Source organism: Streptosporangium sp. DT93, from assembly GCF_049844535.1.
Lineage (GTDB): Bacteria > Actinomycetota > Actinomycetes > Streptosporangiales > Streptosporangiaceae > Streptosporangium.
The window spans coordinates 56171-72006 of the sequence record NZ_JBNCLF010000025.1 but is presented as its reverse complement, the minus strand read 5'-3'; the positions used below and the strand labels follow the sequence as shown (position 1 = coordinate 72006).

The following is a 15836-nucleotide window of genomic DNA, read 5'->3' as shown; positions in this document are numbered from 1 at the left end:
GCCGGCGTCGGCACCGATCGACCGTGACGCCGGGCAGGCGCCGACCGCCGACGACGCCGGCCGGAGGGGCGGGCCGGTGGGGCGGGCCGGTGGGGCGGGGGCGTCAGTCGCGTCCCCGCCAGCCGCTCACGGCGTGGGCGAAGTTGATCGCGACGATGCCGCCCCAGGCCAGCAGCAGCCCGGCGGTGCCCGCCTCGGCCGCGGCGATGGCGGTCAGCGGGACGCCGATGCCCATCGAGCCCAGCGCGATCGCGGCCGACGGGTTCCTGTTCCTGTGCTTGCTCCGGGCCTTCGGGGCCTCGGTGGCGTGCATCTCCGCGTGCACCCGCTGGGCGATGGTCGCGTCGAGACGTGAGACGAACGACTCGATCAGAGCGGTCTCGTACTCCGGGCCGAGATCCCGGCGGGCCTCGACGGTGGCGCGCATGTCCTGACGGATATCGTGATGATTCTGCACCCTCCGATTGTTCCCCGCGCCCGCCCGTCCCGCATCGGTCGATAGGACGAGATCCATGCCCGTCTCCGCGAACCAGTCGCCCGAGGACGCCTCATCCTCGCGAGGTACGCCCCCGACGACGACGTCGGTGGAGATCGAGACCCCGCACGGGCCGGGACGGGTGGAGATCGACGAGGTGACCGGCCCGCGTTTCCTGCTCGTGCTCACCCACGGCTCGGCCGGGGGAGTGGACGCGGGCGACCTGCTGGCCGTACGGGACGCCACGACGGCGATCGGGGGGACGGTCGCCCGGGTGCTGCAGCCGTTCCGGATGCGGGGGGCCCGCGCCCCGGGGTCGGCCGTCAAGCAGGACGAGGCGTGGGAGGTGCTGGTGGCGGAGCTGCGCGGACGCTATCCGGGGCTGCCGCTGGTCCAGGGCGGGCGGAGCAACGGGGCCAGGGTCGCCTGCCGTACGGCGGGGGCGGTCGGGGCCCGCGCGGTGGTGGCGCTGGCGTTCCCCCTGCACCCGCCGGGAAAGCCGGAGCGCTCCCGGGCCGCGGAACTGCGCGCGGCCGGGGTGGACGTGCTGGTGGTGAACGGGGATCGCGACCCGTTCGGGGTGCCCGATGCGGCGGACGCCGCCCGTCTGGTGGTCCTGCCGGGAGAGGGACACGACCTCGGGAAGGATCCCGCCAGGGTGGGCGAGCTGGTCGCCGGGTGGCTCGACGCGACGATGCGGCCGCAGCCGCCGGAGACGGGGTCTGGGTGACCCGAGGTGACCTGAGGGGACCTGGGACGACCTGAGGTGACCCGGTCCGATGGGGATGACCTGACGCTCACCCGACGGGGTGGCCGTGTGTCCGATGCGGCGGCCGTGGTGGCCCGGGCCGGTCCGGGCCTCCGGGGACGATCCGCCGGGGTGGCGCTGCGCGCGCCGGTTCCCTCCGGGTGACCTGCCGGGGTGACCCGGTCGTCAGCCGACGCCCACCAGGGGACGGTGCGGCTCGATGACGGCACCGTCGGGGAGAAGCTCGCCGGTGTCGTCGAACAGCACCACACCGTTGCAGAGCAGGCTCCATCCCTGCTCGGGGTGGGCCGCCAGGGTGCGGGCGGCCTCGCGGTCCAGTGCGTCCGCGGACGGACAGGACGGCTCATGCGGGCACATCGGCGTGCCTCCGGATCTCTCGTGTCGGCTCACCCGGGTCACATCGGGCATGGAGTGGGCATCGGACATCCGGCGGCACCGTCACCGATGGGTCTCCGTTCCCACGTGTGACGGGGGACGAGCATCTGAATGTTGACATATGACCATACAGGCGCCCGTAACAGAACGGGGCCCGTACATCAAGCAGATCAAGTGTGCGATCGATCGCACCCTGGCGACATAGCCCGTTAGGACTGTTTACAGGCTGGAGAGGGCCAGTCCGTTGGGGCCGTGCCGGGTGATGTGACCTATGACACATCATGCCTGATATACGGACATTCGACCAAGAGCAACACGCCGAGCGCAGAGTAAACGATCGGTTACAGGTTCGTGACACGTGCTCGGCCCCGTGCGCCCAGGCCGGCCAGCAGGGCCTCCAGCCCGTGCTCGAAGTCGGCGTCCGCGCCGGGGCTGCCGCCTCCCCGCGACGGGGGGCGCCACGGCTCGTCGTCGTCGTCGGCCGGCTCGGCCCAGCCCGACTGCTGCACCTCCACCGCCACCGCCCCGAACACGTAGGCCCGCAGCGCCCGCACCGCCGCCGGAGCGTCGGCCAGCCCGGCGTCGGTGAGCTGGTCGATCTGCTCCCTGATCGCGATCGCGGCCCGCCCCCGGGGCGGTTTGGTCAGCGCGAGCGCCAGCACTCCCGGGTGTTCCCTGAGCGCGTCCCGGCCGGCCCGGCACCAGGCCCTCGCGCTCTCCTGCCAGGTCGGGGCGGGCTCGGCGTGAACCGTGGTGACGTGCTCGGCCAGGGCGTCCATCAGGGCGTCCTTGCCCCGGGGCAGGTGGTGGTAGATGGCCATCGCCTCCACCTGGAGCGCGTCGCCGAGCCTGCGCATCGTCAGCCGCCGCAGCCCCTGTCCGTCGGCGATGTGGAGGGCGGCGTCGATGATGCGCTCCCGGGAGAGCGGTACGGGTGGTCGCTTGGCAGGCATGCGATCATCCTGCCAGCTTGACCTTACTGCGTAAAGGACGACGCGCCGTGACGGCACCTCCGGCGGGCGCCGGGGACCGGGATGATGGGCCGGGACCGGACGGCGTAGGCTACGAGCGGTGATCTGCCGGAGAGGGCCCGGCGACCGGTGAGAGAGGGTGGACGATGGCGTTTTTCCGACCGCGTGTGAGCCGGGAGGCGGAGGTTCGCCACCACGCCGACCAGGAGGTCGGGAAGGGCTTCCCCGAGCTTCTGGAGAAGGCGCGGGCCGCCGACGCGGAGCTGCGCAGGGTGCAGGCCGCCGCGGCTCCGGTGGAGGAGGTGCGGGCGGCCGGTCTGGCCCTGGACAGGGCGTTGACCGAGGCCCTGCGCGCGGCCGAGGCCAACCAGCGCGCGACGTTCGGCGTGAGGTCGTACGACGACCGGATCCGGCGCCGCAAGGGCAGGGCCACCCCCATGGGGTCCGGGTGGACCGACGAGGTCAACCGGCTGCGCACCCTGCGTGAGCGCAACCGGCTGACCGGCATCCCCCGGGTCCCGCGACCGGTCGAGGCCTCGGCCCGCTGACCCTCGCCCCGCCGCCCGTCACGCTCCGCCATGACGGGCGGCTTCGTCATGTCCGGGTGCGAGCCGCCGGGCTCGCGGGCACCTGTGATCCGGGTCATGCGGGACGTACTTGACATCGGCCCTCGTACGGTCGATCTTAGGTGAGCCTTTCCTAAGTCTTTACGGCGATCGACGACCGCCCTCCCGGTGCCGTACGGGGAGGAACGTCCTGAGGCTCGCCGTGCCGTCCCGTTCCCATTCTCACCGTGTCGCGCCCGGCCGGACTTCCCTCCGGGCGTGTCCGACGCTCCCGGACCCGGTCGTCCGGAAGCCTGCCGCCGGAGGTATCCATGACCAACCCCTTCGAGGACGAGGACGCGTCCTACCTGGTGCTGGTGAACGCCGAGGGGCAGCACTCGCTGTGGCCCGCGTTCGCCGAGATCCCCGCGGGCTGGGAGGTCGCCCACGGCGAGGCCTCCCGCGCCGCCTGCCTGGCCTACGTCGAGAGCACCTGGACCGACATGCGCCCCAGGAGCCTCGTCGCCCGCATGGGGGGCTGAGCACCCCCGCACGGCGAGGCGGCGCCCCCGTGCCCGGAGCGGCGAAGGGCGCCGTCGCGGACCGTGTGAGGTCTCGCGGCGGCGCCCTTCGGCGTGGGCCGGGCGTCCCGGTGGCCGGTCAGCTCGCCCAGTCGAGCAGCGGACGGGTGTTGCTGGGGTGGCGGAGCTTGGAGAGCGACTCCTTCTCGAGCTGGCGGATGCGCTCGCGCGTCAGCCCGAGGTGCTTGCCGATCTCGTCGAGGGTGTGGGGCTTGCCGTCGACCAGGCCGAAACGCAGCGCCATGATCTTGGCCTCCCTCGGGGAGAGGTTGCCGAGCACACCGCGCAGCTGCTCGCCCAGCAACTGGCGGTCGACGACCTCCGACGCCTCGGGCGAGTCGACGTCCTCGATCAGGTCGCCGATGGTGGTCTCGCCGTCGTCGCCGATGGTGGCGTTGAGGCTGATCGGCTGGCGGCTGGTGCGCAGCAGCTCCTCGATCTGGTCGGGGGTCCTGTCCAGCTCGACGCCGAGCTCCTCCGGCGTGGGCTCGCGCCCCAGACGCTGGTGCATGTCACGCTCGACGCGCGAGAGCTTGGAGAGCATCTCCAGCACGTGCACCGGCAGCCTGATGGTGCGGGCCGAGTCGGCGAAACCGCGCTGGATGGCCTGGCGGATCCACCACATGGCGTAGGTGGAGAACTTGTAGCCCTTGGTGTAGTCGAACTTCTCCACCGCGCGGATCAGGCCCAGGTTGCCCTCCTGGACCACGTCGAGCAGGGCCATGCCACGGTCGGTGTACTTCTTGGCGACGGAGACGACCAGGCGGAGGTTGGCCTCCAGCATGTGGTTCTTGGCCCGGCGGCCGTCCTCGGCGATCCACTCCAGGTCGTCGCGGGCGACCGCGGACAGACCCGGCTCGGCCTCCAGCTTGGCCTCGGCGTACAGGCCGGCCTCGATCCGCTTGGCCAGCTCGACCTCCTGCGCGGCGGTGAGCAGCGTGCGGCGGCCGATCGACTTGAGGTAGGTGTGAACCGAGTCGCCCATGACCGAGGACTGGTCGTCCAGGTCCATCGCCGGCTCGGCCTCGATCTCCTCCACGGCCTCCAGCTCGGCGGCCTCGGGCACGTTCAGCTCGTCCAGGTCGGCCGGAGCGCCGTCGGGACCCGAAGCGTCCTTGGCGGCCTTCTTGGCCGTGGTCCTGCCGGAGGGCGCGGCGGGCTCGGTCCCGGCCGCGCTCTTCTTGGCGGGGGCGGCATTCACCTTGCGGCCGGCGGTCTTGCGGGGGGTCTTGGCCTTACGGGCGGTGGCCGACGAGAGCGAGGGCTCGTTCTCGGCGGCCAGGCTGACGCCCGCCTCGGTGAGCCCGCGCAGGATCGACCTGCCCACGGCGGGGCTGATACCGGCCTCGGCGAAGGCGTGACGCAGCTCCGCGAGTGAGAGATGGCCCTGGACTCGCCCTCGGTCGAGAAGCTGATCGAGGGTCGACGGGGCCTCAGATGAGGTCGCCACGGCGGTTGGGGGCATGAGGACACCTCCTCCATCACGGAGTCGTCTGATGAATCGGTCTGCTTGGTCTGTGGGTGGGGCGGTCCGGGGGCCGCTCGGCGCACCAGTATCAATAACCCCAGCGAAGAACTTTCTGTTCCCGGCCCGACCCGGAACATGCGAGGAGCGGACCACCTTTTTCCCTGACCGGCCGGGAGCCGGCGGGCGACCAGGGCCTGAACGGTGAACGACCGGCGCGTGATCGGGCACGGCCCGCGGGGGATCGGCGCGTGGCCGGCCGTCACATCGGCGCACCCTCGCGAGACCTCGCGAGACCTCGCGAGGACCCGTGAGGACCCGTGAGGCCGCGGGCACCGCCGCCGTGGAACGCGGGAGGCGATCGGCGGGAGGGGACCTACTCGGCCACCCGCAGGGGGCCCTCGACGATCGGCATGGGGAAGGGTTCGGCCTCCTCCAGCCGGTCCTCGGTCCAGTAGCCGACGATCTTCTCGGGGTCGGGGTTGATCTCCCTGGAGATCACGTAGTCCTCCGCGGGCGGGGACGTCGTGGTCGGTGAGGGCTCCTGAGAGGGGCGGGGCTGTCCGGAGGGGAGCGGGTCGTGCGGGGCGACCGGTGCCGGCTCGCTCACGGGCTCCCTCACCCGCTCGGTCCCCAGGGCCCGCTCGACGCCGCCCGCCGCCGCGGCCGCCGTGACGGAGATACCACCGGCGAGGACCAGGCCCACGACCCCGGCCGAGACCCATGTCCTACGGGTGACGTTCATCGGCGCGTCCTTCCTGCTTCGGCTGCTCCTTGGACGTGTGACACTACCCCCGCGGTTCCCGGTCACGACCATGACGGAGGAACTCAAGGTCGGGTTTGCCGTTGGGCAGGAGCGGTATCCCGGGCAGGACGACCAGCTCGGCGGGGGCGGCGTGGGCGGGCAGCCGCTCCTTGACGAAGGCGCGCAGCTCGGCCAGGGACGGCGGGTCCGGCGAGACGACGACGGCCGTCACCCGCTGTCCCCACTCGGGGTCGGGGCGGCCGACCACCACGGCGTCGGCGATCGCGGGATGCCCGGCCACCACCCCGGCCACCACCCCGGCCACCACCTTCTCGCCCCCGGTGTTGATGACGTCGTCGGCCCGCCCCAGCACGCGCAGCCGCCCCCCTTCGAGGACGCCCAGGTCGGAGGTGAGGAACCGGCCGCCGTCGCGGGCCGCCTCGGTCAGGTCCGCGCGCAGGCGGTACCCGGAGAACAGCACGGGACCGCCCAGCCGGATCAGGCCGTCGCCGCCGATCTCCAGCTCCACCCCGTCCAGCGGCTCGCCGTCGTAGACGCACCCGCCGCAGGTCTCGCTCATGCCGTACGTGGTGACCACCCGGGCGCCCGCCGCGCGGGCCGAGGCGAGCAGGTCCGCCGGCGCGGCGGCCCCGCCGAGCAGGATCGTCGCGAACCCCGACAGGTCCGCCCGGCCGGGCGGGAACGCGTCGAGCAGCCGGCGCAGCTGGGTGGGCACCAGCGAGACGTGGTCGGCACCGGCGGCGAGCACCGCCCCGGCGGAGAAGCCCTCGTGCACGATCGGCTCGGTCCCGCCCAGCAACGCCCTGACCAGCACCTGGAGGCCGGACACGTGGGAGGGGGGCAGGCAGCACAGCCACCGCTCGCCCGGCCGGGCGCCCAGGCGGCGCAGCGAGGCCGACGCGGAGGCGCGCAGGGCGGCGGCGGAGAGCTGCACGCCCTTGGGGACGCCGGTCGAGCCGCTGGTGGCGATGACGACCGCCACCTCGGCGGGGACGCCGATCCCGTCCTCGCGGCGTACCCCGTCGAGGTGGGTGGGGCGCAGTGCCTCCAGGGCCGCACGCAGCGCGGGGGCGGGCAGGCCGGGGGGCAGGGGCAGCACGGCGGGGCCGTCGCCCTCCACGGCGTCGCGGACGGCCCGGAGCAGCCGGGGGCCGGGCGCCGCGACCACGGCGTGCAATTCCCGTGGCACGGAAAGCCACGCCTCGTGCACGGGGGTGGTCATCACGGTCGTAAGGTTAGTGCCGAAGCCGGACAACGGCCGGGGGTGGGCCCCGGCACAGCGGAGAGGGTGAAGCGATCGTGGGCACGGAGCGGGTCGAGCCGGGCACGGACGAGCGGGACGGCGCGGTCGACTGGAAGAGGTCCGGCGAGTACGAGGACATCGTCTACGAGACCGCCGAGGGCATCGCCAAGATCACGATCAACCGTCCGGAGCGGCACAACGCGTTCCGCCCGACGACGCTCTTCGAGCTCAAGGACGCCTTCAACCTGGCCCAGGAGGACGCCGAGGTCGGTGTGATCATCTTCACCGGCGCCGGCGAGAGGGCCTTCTGCTCCGGCGGCGACCAGAAGATCCGCGGCGACGACGGCTACGTCGACAAGTCCACCCCGCACGTCGGCAGGCTCAACGTGCTGGACCTGCAGGTGCAGATCCGCCGCTGCCCCAAGCCGATCATCGCGATGATCGCCGGGTACGCCATCGGCGGCGGCCACGTGCTGCACGTCTGCTGCGACCTGTCCATCGCCGCCGACAACGCGGTCTTCGGCCAGACCGGCCCCAAGGTCGGCTCCTTCGACGGCGGCTACGGCTCCTGGCTGCTGGCCGAGACGGTCGGCCTCAAGCGGGCCCGCGAGATCTGGTACCTGTGCCGTCAGTACGACGCGAAGACCGCCCTGGACTGGGGCCTGGTCAACGCCGTCGTGCCGCTCGCCGAGCTGGAGGCCGAGACGGTCAGGTGGGCCAGGGAGCTGCTGGAGAAGTCGCCGCTGGCGCTGCGCATGCTCAAGGGCGCGCTGAACGCGGTGACCGACGGCGCCGCCGGGATGCAGCAGTTCGCCGGGGACGCCACCCTGCTCTACTACATGAGCGAGGAGGCCCAGGAGGGCCGCGACGCGTTCAAGGAGAAGCGCGCCCCCGACTTCGGCAGGTTCCCGCGCCGGCCGTAGGGGGTCCGGGGACGGGGTTCTCGGAAGCGGTTCGCCCCGGGGACGGGGTTCTCGGAAGCGGTTCGCCCCGGGGACGGGGTTCTCGGAAGCGGTTCGCCCCGGGAGACGGGGTTCTCGGAAGCGACTCGCCCCGGGAGACGGGGGTAAGGAGGCGGTGCGGTGAATCCCGCGACCGCGCTCGCGGCGGTGCTGGTCGACGAGCTGGCCCGCTGCGGTCTCACCGACGTGGTGCTCGCCCCCGGTTCGCGCTCGACGCCGCTGGCCCTGGCCGTGCACGCCGACAGCCGCATCCGGCTGCACGTGCGGGTGGACGAGCGCTCGGCGTCCTTCCTGGCGGTGGGCCTGGCCCGTCGCGGCGGCCGTCCGGTCGCGCTGATCTGCACCTCCGGCACGGCCGCCGTGAACTTCCACCCGGCGGTCGTCGAGGCGCACGAGTCGGGGGTGCCGCTGCTGGTGCTCACCGCCGACCGCCCGCCCGAGCTGCGCGACACCGGCGCCAGCCAGACCGTCGACCAGGTCAAGCTGTACGGCACGGCCGTGCGCTGGTTCAGCGAGGTCGGCGTGCCCGAGGAGCGCCCCGGCCAGGTCGCCTACTGGCGGTCGCTGACCTGCCGGGCCTACCAGCGCGCGCTGGGCCCCTGCGACCCCGGCCCGGTCCACCTCAACGTGGCCTTCCGTGAGCCGCTGGTCCCGGACGGCGACGAGTCCTGGTGCGAGCCCCTGGAGAGGGACGGGAAGGGGCCGTGGGTGCGCGCCCGGACGGCCGCTCCGGCTACGGCGCTGCACCTGCCGCCGACCCGGCGGGGCGTGCTGGTCGTCGGCGACGGCGCGACCGGTACGCGCCGGTACGTGGCGGCCGCGGGCATGGCCGGCTGGCCGGTCCTGTCGGAGCCCAGCGGAGGCGCACGCTACGGCGACCACGCCGTGTCGGCCTACCACTTCCTGCTGGGCACCCCGGAGTTCGCCGGAGCCCACCGCCCCGACGTGGTCGTGACCCTGGGCCGTCCGAGCCTGTCGAAGCCGCTGCTGAACTGGATCGGGCAGGCCGGCGAGCACATCGTGGTCGCCGCCGACATGACCCGCTGGCCCGACCCGACCCGCTCGGCCACGCAGGTCGTCCAGACGGTGGAGATCCCGGTCGCCGCGGGCGACGACGCCTGGCTGCGCTCCTGGCGCCGCGCCGAGACGGCCGCCAGGGACGCGATCGACGGGGTGATGGACGCCTCCGGGCTCAGCGAGCCCCGCCTGGCCCGGGACCTGGCCGGAATGCTGCCCGACGGGTCGCTGCTGTTCTCGGGCTCCTCCATGCCGGTTCGCGACCTGGACCAGGCGATGCGCCCCCGCCGGGGCCTGCGGATCATGGCGAACCGGGGGGCGGCGGGGATCGACGGCGTGGTGTCGTCCGCGATGGGCGCCGCCCTGGCCCACCCCGGGCCCTCCTACGCCCTGATGGGCGACCTGACCTTCCTGCACGACCAGAACGGCCTGCTGCTGGGTCCGCGCGAGCCCCGCCCCGACCTGTGCCTGGTCGTGGTGAACAACGACGGCGGCGGGATCTTCTCGCTGCTGCCCCAGGCCGCGCTGCGCGACCCCTTCGAACGGATCTTCGGCACCGCGCACGGGGTGGACCTGGGCCACGTGGCCGCCGCCACGGGCACGCCGTACACGTTCGTGGACGAGCCCGGAGGGCTGGAGCGGGCGGTGCGCGGCGAGGGGGTGCGCCTGGTCGAGGTGCGGACCGACCGGGAGTCCAACGCGGTGCTGCACACCACGATGCGCGACACCGCGCACGCCGCCGTCCTCGCCACCCTGTCCTGACCGTCCTGACCGTCCTGACCGTCCTGACCGTCCTGACCGTCCTGACCGTCCTGACCGTCCTGACCGTCCTGGCCCGCCGGGCGGGTGGGCCTGGCGGGCAGGGCGGGTGCGCGGGGTCAGGTGACGTCGCGGCGGAGCGTCAGGGTGTGGGCGGCGAGCACGATCACCGCGACGTAACCGGCGAACAGCAGCCCGCCACCCCAGACGGGCAGCAGCTCCGCGTTCCGCAGGGGCATGCCGCTCAGCGCGCGGGCCGCCCCGGTCGGCAGCCACCTGCCCAGGTCCGGCAGGAAGCTGACGAGCAGGTAGTCGGCGTACATGAACCACGCCAGCGCCACCGCCACCGCGGCGACCTGGTTGCGGATCAGGGCGCCCAGCGCCACCCCGAACGTGCCGTACAGGGTGACGGCCAGCATCGAGCCGAGCAGGACCGCGGGAGCCCGCGGGGACCACGCCTCCTGGCCCGCCGCCCCCATCATGAGCAGGCCCGCCGCCAGCGTCGCCAGCCCCGACAGGACGGCGATCAGCGCTCCCACGATCCCGTACGCGGCCAGCTTGGCGCCCACCACCCGGCCGCGCCGGGGACTGACCAGGAACTGCCAGGTGATCGTCCGGTGGCGGTTCTCCCCGGCCATGCCGAGGACGCCGAGCAGCAGGGGGAAGATGTAGGCCTGCTGGGCCATGCTGTAGACGGACTCGGCCCGCCGGCCGGGCGGCGCGCCCTCGGCCCCCGGCAGGAGGACCATCAGCGCGGCCCAGGCCACGCACGTCACGGGGGCGAGGGCGGCCAGGATCCAGGTGACGCGGTTCGCGCGCACCTTGATCAGTTCGGCGCGGATCAGGCGGTTCATCGTGTGACCTCCAGGTAGAGCTCCTCCAGGTCGGTGCGGGAGGTCAGCGGGCCCTGCCAGGCGAGCCGGCCCGTCCCGATGATGATCGCGTGGTCGGCGATCTGGCCGATCTCGGCCAGGACGTGGGTGGAGACCAGGACCGTCCGCCCCCGGTGGACGCAGGCCTTCAGGAAACCGCGCAGCCAGTGCATGCCGGCCGGGTCCAGGCCGTTCGCGGGCTCGTCGAGGATGAGGATCTCCGGATCGCCGAGCATGGCGGAGGCCAGGGCGAGCCGCTGGCGCATGCCCAGGGAGAAGCCCTTCGTCGCGCGGTCGGCCGCGCCGGCGAGGTCGACCTGCTCCAGCACGTGCGCCACGCGCCCGGCCTCCAGGCCCGCGGCGACGCGGAGCGCCTCCAGGTGGGTACGGGCGCTGAGCCCGGGGTGGAAGGCCGTCGCCTCCAGTACGGCCCCGACGGTGGAGACGGGCCGCTGCAGGTCGCGGTAGGGCACGCCGCCGATCACGGCGGTGCCCTCGGTGGGGGTGACCAGGCCGAGGATCATGCGCAGGGTGGTGGTCTTGCCCGCCCCGTTGGGGCCGAGGAAGGCCGTGAGTGTTCCCCGTTCCACCATGAACGACAGGTCGTCCACGGCACGGACCGTGCCGAACGACTTGCCGAGGTGGGTGACACCGATCGCTGACATGCCTCGACGATGGCCCCGCGGAGGGGGGAACGCACGGTCCCGGGGGTGGACCGCGTGAGGTCCACCCCCGGGGGGCGGCCGGGAGGCCGGGGTGGAGAGGACCTCCACCCGCGGGTCCATGGCCGGTCGTGGAGGGCGCGGGTAGCTTGTCGTTCGTGACGCTTCTCCGTCGCCCAGCGGTGCGCCGGTTCCTCACCGGCCTGCTGGGCGTCTACCTCCTCTTCGGCCCGGTGAGCGCCGCGGCCGAGGCCGGTATGCCGTGGGGGCCGCCCGTCCTGCTGCTCGGGGCGGCCTGTGCGGGGTGTTTCCTGTGGGCGCTGCGGGGCGGGGACGTACGGCGTGCCACCCTGCTGCTGGCGGTACCGCTGGCCGGCGGGCTCGCCCTGAACGTCGTCGAGTACTACAGCGGCCTGGGGCTTCTCTACCCCCTGCTGATCGCCGCGCCGCTCAGGGCCCGGACGGGCCCCGCGGTGCTGATGGTGGTCGTCGCGGTCGCCGGTACGGGGGGACAGGGACTGCTGCTCGGCATGCAGGGCTGGGAGGTGATGGGGAACGTCTTCGGGATGGCCTACGCGGCCGTGCTGGCGTTCCTGGTGCGGCACATGAGGGTGATCCGGGAGCAGGGCGCGGCACTGGCCGAGTCCCGGGCGGGGGAGGCGGTGCTGGCCGATCGGGCCCGGCTGGCCAGGGAGGTGCACGACATCCTGGCGCACTCGCAGTCGGCGCAGATCGTCCACCTGGAGGGGGCGCGGCTGCTGCTGGAGCGGGGGGAGGACCCGGCGGCGGCCCTCGACCGGGTCAACCGGGCCGTACGGCTGGCCAGGACCGGGCTGGAGGAGACCCGCAGGGCGCTCGACGCGCTGCGCGGGCAGGAGCTGCCGCTGGCCGAGCGGCTGGAACGGCTGGCGGTGGAGTTCCGGTCGGCGACCGGGGCGCCCTGTGCGGTCTCGGTCACCGGCGACCTCGGCTCGCTGAGGGCCGGGGCCCGCCTGGCGGTGGCCAGGACCGCCCAGGAGGCGCTGACGAACGCGCGCAGGCACGCGCCGGGCGCCGCGGTCTCGGTGGCGCTGCGCCGCGCCGGGGACTGGTGCGAGCTCCGGGTACGCGACACGGGAGGCGCGCCGGACCGGCCGGTGGCCTCGGAGGGGGGCTACGGGCTGGTGGGGATGCGCGAACGGGCCGAGCTGATCGGCGGGTCGTTGACCGCCCGGCCGGGAGCGGAGGGCTTCGAGGTCCTCCTGCGGGTTCCGGCGTGAGCCGCCCGCGGCGCGGCGCCGCCACGGGGGCGGGCGCCGCGCCGCGCGCGGTTCACAGGGCTCACGGAGTTCATGCGGTTCATGCGGTTCATGCGGTCCATGGGGTTCATGCGGTTCACGGGGTTCACGGGGCTCACGCAGCCCAAGGTGTTCATGGAGTTCACGGGTCTCATGGACGCTGGAGCCTTCAGGTGGGTCGCGAACCTCGCGGGCGCCGGGGTTTCCGGGACTTCAGGGTTTCCGGGGTGTCGAGGGTTTCCGAGATGTCGAGGGTGCCGGGAGTGCTGAGGGTGTCGGGAGTGCCGGGGTGAACGTGCGGGTGCTGGTCGCCGACGACCAGACGGTGGTGCGCGAGGGGCTGGTGCTGCTGCTGGGCCTGCTGCCCGGCATCGAGGTCGCCGGGGCGGCGGCCGACGGGCGGGAGGCGGTCCGGCTCGCCGGGGCGCTCAGGCCCGACGTGGTCCTGATGGACCTGCGGATGCCGCGCATGGACGGGGTGGAGGCGACCCGCAGGATCAGGGCGGAGCATCCGGAGATCCACGTGGTGGTCCTGACCACCTACTCCGACGACGAGTCGGTCTTCGCCGCGCTGGCCGCCGGGGCGCGGGGCTACCTGACCAAGGACGCCGACGCCGAGTCCCTGGCCTCGGCGATCACCACCGTGGTGCGGGGCGAGGCCCAGTTCGACCCCGGTATCCAGCGCCGCCTGGCCGAGGCCGTGACCGTGAACCGGCGGGCGCCGGACCTGCCCGACGGGCTCACCCGCCGCGAGGGCGAGGTGTTGCGGCTGATAGCGGAGGGCCGTTCGAACGCGGAGATCGCCGGGACGCTGTTCATCTCCGAGGCGACGGTCAAGACGCACATCAACAACCTCTTCGCCAAGGCGGGACTGCGCGACCGGGCCCAGGCGGTGACGTACGCCTTCCGGCACGGCCTGATGTCCGACTGAGGCGGGACCGGGGATCCAGGGTGAGGACGCGAGGACACAGGCGGGGAACACGAGGCGGGAAGGACGGGCCGGGAACGCGGGGGCGGAAACCGGGGAGCGGGACAGCGGGACAGCGGGGCGAGCCGGGGCCGTGGACCGGTGATCCGGGAGGGAGAACCGTCAGGTCTGGGGATGTGGGAACGCCGCCGCGAGGCAAGGGTGATCCGGGTACGGACCCGCTCCGCGAGCGTCTGCCGAAGGGAAGTGCCATGCGACCTGACGTCACCCTGACCACCCACGAGACCGTGGCCGGTTTCAGCACCTACGCCGAGGCCCAGCGCGCCGTGGACCGGTTGTCGGACCAGAAGTTCCCGGTCGAGCACGCGATGATCGTCGGTGTCGGCCTGCGGCTCGTCGAGCAGGTGCTCGGGCGGCTGACCTTCCTGCGCGCGGCCGCGATGGGCGCGGGGACGGGCGCCTGGTTCGGCCTGCTGATCGGCCTGTTCTTCGCGATCTTCACCCCGGGGCCCTTCCCGTTCGTCCTGGTCCTGTGGGGACTGATCTGGGGCGCGGTGGCCGGAGCGATCTTCGGGTTGATCAGCCACGCGTTCACCGGCGGCAAGCGGGACTTCCTGTCGTCGAGCGCGATCGTCGCCGACCGCTACGAGGTGCTGGTCGCCGCTGCCGAGGCGGCCGAGGCCCGCAGGCTGCTCAACGTGGGAACCTCCGAGCCGATGCCCCGGCAGCAGATCTGACCGGGCGTTCGGCGCACGACGGTGCCCGGTGGGGGTGTCCGTCGCCTCAGCGGAGACTCCGGCCGTCCCGGTGGCCGTTCTCCTGCGCGGCGAGCACGGCCAGCTCGACCCGTGAGCGGATGCCCAGCTTGCGGAAGACCTGGCGCAGGTGGAAGGCGACCGTGTGCTCGCTGACGAACAGCTGCGCGGCGGCGTTCCGGTTCGTCAGTCCCTGCGCGACCAGATCGCAGACCGCCCGTTCGGTGCCGGTCAGGCTGGCCCACCCCGACACGGGACGGTCGGTCCTGACCCAGTGGCGGCGTCGCTCGCCCAGCCGGCGGAGCCTGCCCCTGACCCGTGCGGCGTCACGGGTGGCCCCGGCCGTCCCGTAGCAGGCCAGGGCGGTCCTCAGGCTCTCCGTGGCCGGGTCCCGCTGGTGGTCGCCCGCGCCCAGCAGCACGCCGAGATCCTCCGCCGCCGAACCTCTGGCCCACGGATCGGCGTACCCGGCCACGGCGCGGCCCAGGGCCTCGGCGTCGCCCTCGCGCAGGCCCCGCGCGTGGACGGCGGCCACCGCGGGCACCGAGGGGGCCGGAAGGCCGGGGTTGCGCCGTGCCAGTCGTGAGGCCGCCTCGGCCACGGTGTCGGCGCGCTCCGGCTCGCCCGCCGCCATCGCCGTCCGCACCAGCCACGCCGCCGCGGCGGGCTCGCAGGTCAGCGCCGCGGTGTGCCGGGGCAGTGCCGCGTAGACGCCGCCGAGCGGGCCCATCGCGCCGGCCGCCCCGTGACGCGCCTCGGCGATCCGTCCGGCCACCAGCTCCGACCGGAGCCGGGTGTGCGCGGGCACGCCCCACGACCACCGGCCCGGTTCCCCTTTCGCGTACCTGACGGCTCGCGGCAGGTCGCCCGCCCGCAGCGACGCGAGGGCGAGCACCGACAGGGCCGAGCGGGCCGGGCCGGACACGGCGGGGCCGGGCGCCTCCAGGACCCGGGCGGCGGCCAGCGCGGCCTCGGCGTGCTCGGCCACGCGGTCGGACCGGCCCGCGGCCAGGCACAGGCGCGCGCGGAGCACGCCGATCTCGACGCCCCAGACGGGCTCGTCCCCGGCCTCGGCGGCGGCGTCCTCCACCACGGCCTCGGCCTCGTCGAGCAGCCACAGATCGACGAGCATGGCGGCCAGGACGGCCCGTGGCTGCCTCCGCCGCCCGCGGGCGGGCCGGTCCGCGGCCTCGCGGGCCACCTCCAGCCCGTGCGCGAGCATGCCCTCGTCCCAGGCCAGCTGGGCGAGACCGGTCAGCGGGCGCGTAGGGGCGCCGTATCCGGCCTGATCCCGCAGGTCCCGCCAGCAGGGCGAGCAGCAGCCCTCCCTCATCGCGCCGTCCGCGCGTCGTCCCCGACGATCACCCGTATGACATCCCCGGCGGGACGAATCGCCACGCGGCGGTGATCTCCG

17 protein-coding genes are annotated in these 15836 nt (G+C 73.8%); 8 read left to right on the top strand and 9 right to left on the bottom strand.

Going from position 1 to position 15836, the window contains the following annotated elements:
• Window positions 1-103: 103 nt before the first annotated feature.
• Window positions 104-427: a hypothetical protein gene (locus ACLQ2R_RS35190; RefSeq protein WP_425965740.1), complete on the bottom strand. Its 324-nt coding sequence runs from the start codon at window positions 425-427 to the stop codon at window positions 104-106.
• A gap of 157 nt (window positions 428-584) precedes the next feature.
• Here ACLQ2R_RS35190 and ACLQ2R_RS35185 point away from each other — a divergent pair, with 157 nt between their 5' ends.
• Entirely contained in the window at window positions 585-1205 is a 621-nt protein-coding gene (locus tag ACLQ2R_RS35185; RefSeq protein ID WP_425965779.1) for an alpha/beta family hydrolase, read from the top strand.
• 204 nt (window positions 1206-1409) lie between these two features.
• Here ACLQ2R_RS35185 and ACLQ2R_RS35180 read toward each other — a convergent pair whose 3' ends face one another.
• Both ACLQ2R_RS35180 and ACLQ2R_RS35175 read right to left on the bottom strand, forming a co-directional pair.
• Entirely contained in the window at window positions 1410-1601 is a 192-nt protein-coding gene (locus tag ACLQ2R_RS35180) for a DUF5999 family protein (protein WP_344908614.1), read from the bottom strand.
• Window positions 1602-1960: 359 nt separating this feature from the next.
• A complete protein-coding gene (locus tag ACLQ2R_RS35175) occupies window positions 1961-2572 on the bottom strand; it encodes a TetR/AcrR family transcriptional regulator C-terminal domain-containing protein (RefSeq protein ID WP_425965739.1) in 612 nt (203 codons plus the stop codon).
• A gap of 164 nt (window positions 2573-2736) precedes the next feature.
• Here ACLQ2R_RS35175 and ACLQ2R_RS35170 point away from each other — a divergent pair, with 164 nt between their 5' ends.
• Both ACLQ2R_RS35170 and ACLQ2R_RS35165 read left to right on the top strand, forming a co-directional pair.
• Entirely contained in the window at window positions 2737-3138 is a 402-nt protein-coding gene (locus tag ACLQ2R_RS35170; RefSeq protein WP_425965738.1) for a hypothetical protein, read from the top strand.
• 329 nt (window positions 3139-3467) lie between these two features.
• Window positions 3468-3677: an MbtH family protein gene (locus ACLQ2R_RS35165; RefSeq protein ID WP_425965737.1), complete on the top strand. Its 210-nt coding sequence runs from the start codon at window positions 3468-3470 to the stop codon at window positions 3675-3677.
• Window positions 3678-3795: 118 nt separating this feature from the next.
• Here ACLQ2R_RS35165 and ACLQ2R_RS35160 read toward each other — a convergent pair whose 3' ends face one another.
• From ACLQ2R_RS35160 to ACLQ2R_RS35150, 3 genes are all read right to left on the bottom strand, one after another.
• Window positions 3796-5181, bottom strand: a complete 1386-nt coding sequence (locus tag ACLQ2R_RS35160; RefSeq protein WP_425965736.1) for an RNA polymerase sigma factor — start codon at window positions 5179-5181, stop codon at window positions 3796-3798.
• 376 nt (window positions 5182-5557) lie between these two features.
• Window positions 5558-5926, bottom strand: coding sequence for a hypothetical protein (locus ACLQ2R_RS35155; RefSeq protein ID WP_425965735.1), 369 nt, complete (start codon window positions 5924-5926; stop codon window positions 5558-5560).
• A 43-nt stretch (window positions 5927-5969) separates the two neighbouring features.
• The gene (locus tag ACLQ2R_RS35150) at window positions 5970-7169 is read right to left on the bottom strand and encodes an AMP-binding protein (RefSeq protein ID WP_425965778.1); all 1200 of its coding nucleotides are present in this window, start codon (window positions 7167-7169) and stop codon (window positions 5970-5972) included.
• Between the two features lie 77 nt (window positions 7170-7246).
• Between ACLQ2R_RS35150 and menB the strand changes: the two genes are divergently transcribed.
• Window positions 7247-8113 (top strand): 1,4-dihydroxy-2-naphthoyl-CoA synthase, encoded by an 867-nt coding sequence (gene menB / locus ACLQ2R_RS35145; RefSeq protein WP_386247596.1) that lies wholly within the window; start codon window positions 7247-7249, stop codon window positions 8111-8113.
• Window positions 8114-8272: 159 nt separating this feature from the next.
• Window positions 8273-9931 carry a 2-succinyl-5-enolpyruvyl-6-hydroxy-3-cyclohexene-1-carboxylic-acid synthase gene (gene menD, locus ACLQ2R_RS35140; protein WP_425965734.1) on the top strand — a complete coding sequence of 553 codons (1659 nt, stop codon included), beginning with the start codon at window positions 8273-8275 and terminating at the stop codon, window positions 9929-9931.
• Between the two features lie 116 nt (window positions 9932-10047).
• On the opposite strand, the gene ACLQ2R_RS35135 is transcribed toward menD, so the two are convergent.
• Together ACLQ2R_RS35135 and ACLQ2R_RS35130 are read right to left on the bottom strand one after the other, a co-directional pair.
• Complete coding sequence (locus ACLQ2R_RS35135; protein ID WP_425965733.1) at window positions 10048-10782, bottom strand: ABC transporter permease; 735 nt, start codon at window positions 10780-10782, stop codon at window positions 10048-10050.
• A complete protein-coding gene (locus ACLQ2R_RS35130) occupies window positions 10779-11465 on the bottom strand; it encodes an ABC transporter ATP-binding protein (protein WP_425965732.1) in 687 nt (228 codons plus the stop codon). The genes ACLQ2R_RS35135 and ACLQ2R_RS35130 overlap by 4 nt, the downstream gene beginning before the upstream one ends.
• A gap of 155 nt (window positions 11466-11620) precedes the next feature.
• Here ACLQ2R_RS35130 and ACLQ2R_RS35125 point away from each other — a divergent pair, with 155 nt between their 5' ends.
• The 3 genes from ACLQ2R_RS35125 (at window position 11621) to ACLQ2R_RS35115 (ending at window position 14404) form a co-directional block, all read left to right on the top strand.
• The gene (locus ACLQ2R_RS35125) at window positions 11621-12721 is read left to right on the top strand and encodes a sensor histidine kinase (protein WP_425965731.1); all 1101 of its coding nucleotides are present in this window, start codon (window positions 11621-11623) and stop codon (window positions 12719-12721) included.
• 307 nt (window positions 12722-13028) lie between these two features.
• Window positions 13029-13670, top strand: coding sequence for a response regulator (locus ACLQ2R_RS35120; protein ID WP_425965730.1), 642 nt, complete (start codon window positions 13029-13031; stop codon window positions 13668-13670).
• A gap of 248 nt (window positions 13671-13918) precedes the next feature.
• Entirely contained in the window at window positions 13919-14404 is a 486-nt protein-coding gene (locus ACLQ2R_RS35115) for a general stress protein (protein ID WP_425965729.1), read from the top strand.
• Between the two features lie 46 nt (window positions 14405-14450).
• Here the strand turns inward: ACLQ2R_RS35115 and ACLQ2R_RS35110 are convergent, their stop codons facing one another.
• The gene (locus ACLQ2R_RS35110) at window positions 14451-15755 is read right to left on the bottom strand and encodes a helix-turn-helix transcriptional regulator (protein WP_425965728.1); all 1305 of its coding nucleotides are present in this window, start codon (window positions 15753-15755) and stop codon (window positions 14451-14453) included.
• Window positions 15756-15836: the final 81 nt, after the last annotated feature.

Bases quoted from the DNA above. Each gene is read 5' to 3' on its own strand.
- ACLQ2R_RS35190 (WP_425965740.1), bottom strand. From the start codon at position 427: ATGCGCGCCACCGTCGAGGCCCGCCGGGATCTCGGCCCGGAGTACGAG.
- ACLQ2R_RS35135 (WP_425965733.1), bottom strand. From the start codon at position 10,782: ATGAACCGCCTGATCCGCGCCGAACTGATCAAGGTGCGCGCGAACCGC.
- ACLQ2R_RS35170 (WP_425965738.1), top strand. From the start codon at position 2,737: ATGGCGTTTTTCCGACCGCGTGTGAGCCGGGAGGCGGAGGTTCGCCAC.
- ACLQ2R_RS35175 (WP_425965739.1), bottom strand. From the start codon at position 2,572: ATGCCTGCCAAGCGACCACCCGTACCGCTCTCCCGGGAGCGCATCATC.
- ACLQ2R_RS35160 (WP_425965736.1), bottom strand. From the start codon at position 5,181: ATGCCCCCAACCGCCGTGGCGACCTCATCTGAGGCCCCGTCGACCCTC.
- ACLQ2R_RS35165 (WP_425965737.1), top strand. From the start codon at position 3,468: ATGACCAACCCCTTCGAGGACGAGGACGCGTCCTACCTGGTGCTGGTG.
- ACLQ2R_RS35110 (WP_425965728.1), bottom strand. From the start codon at position 15,755: ATGAGGGAGGGCTGCTGCTCGCCCTGCTGGCGGGACCTGCGGGATCAG.
- ACLQ2R_RS35115 (WP_425965729.1), top strand. From the start codon at position 13,919: ATGCGACCTGACGTCACCCTGACCACCCACGAGACCGTGGCCGGTTTC.
- ACLQ2R_RS35130 (WP_425965732.1), bottom strand. From the start codon at position 11,465: ATGTCAGCGATCGGTGTCACCCACCTCGGCAAGTCGTTCGGCACGGTC.
- ACLQ2R_RS35180 (WP_344908614.1), bottom strand. From the start codon at position 1,601: ATGTGCCCGCATGAGCCGTCCTGTCCGTCCGCGGACGCACTGGACCGC.
- ACLQ2R_RS35155 (WP_425965735.1), bottom strand. From the start codon at position 5,926: ATGAACGTCACCCGTAGGACATGGGTCTCGGCCGGGGTCGTGGGCCTG.
- ACLQ2R_RS35150 (WP_425965778.1), bottom strand. From the start codon at position 7,169: ATGACCACCCCCGTGCACGAGGCGTGGCTTTCCGTGCCACGGGAATTG.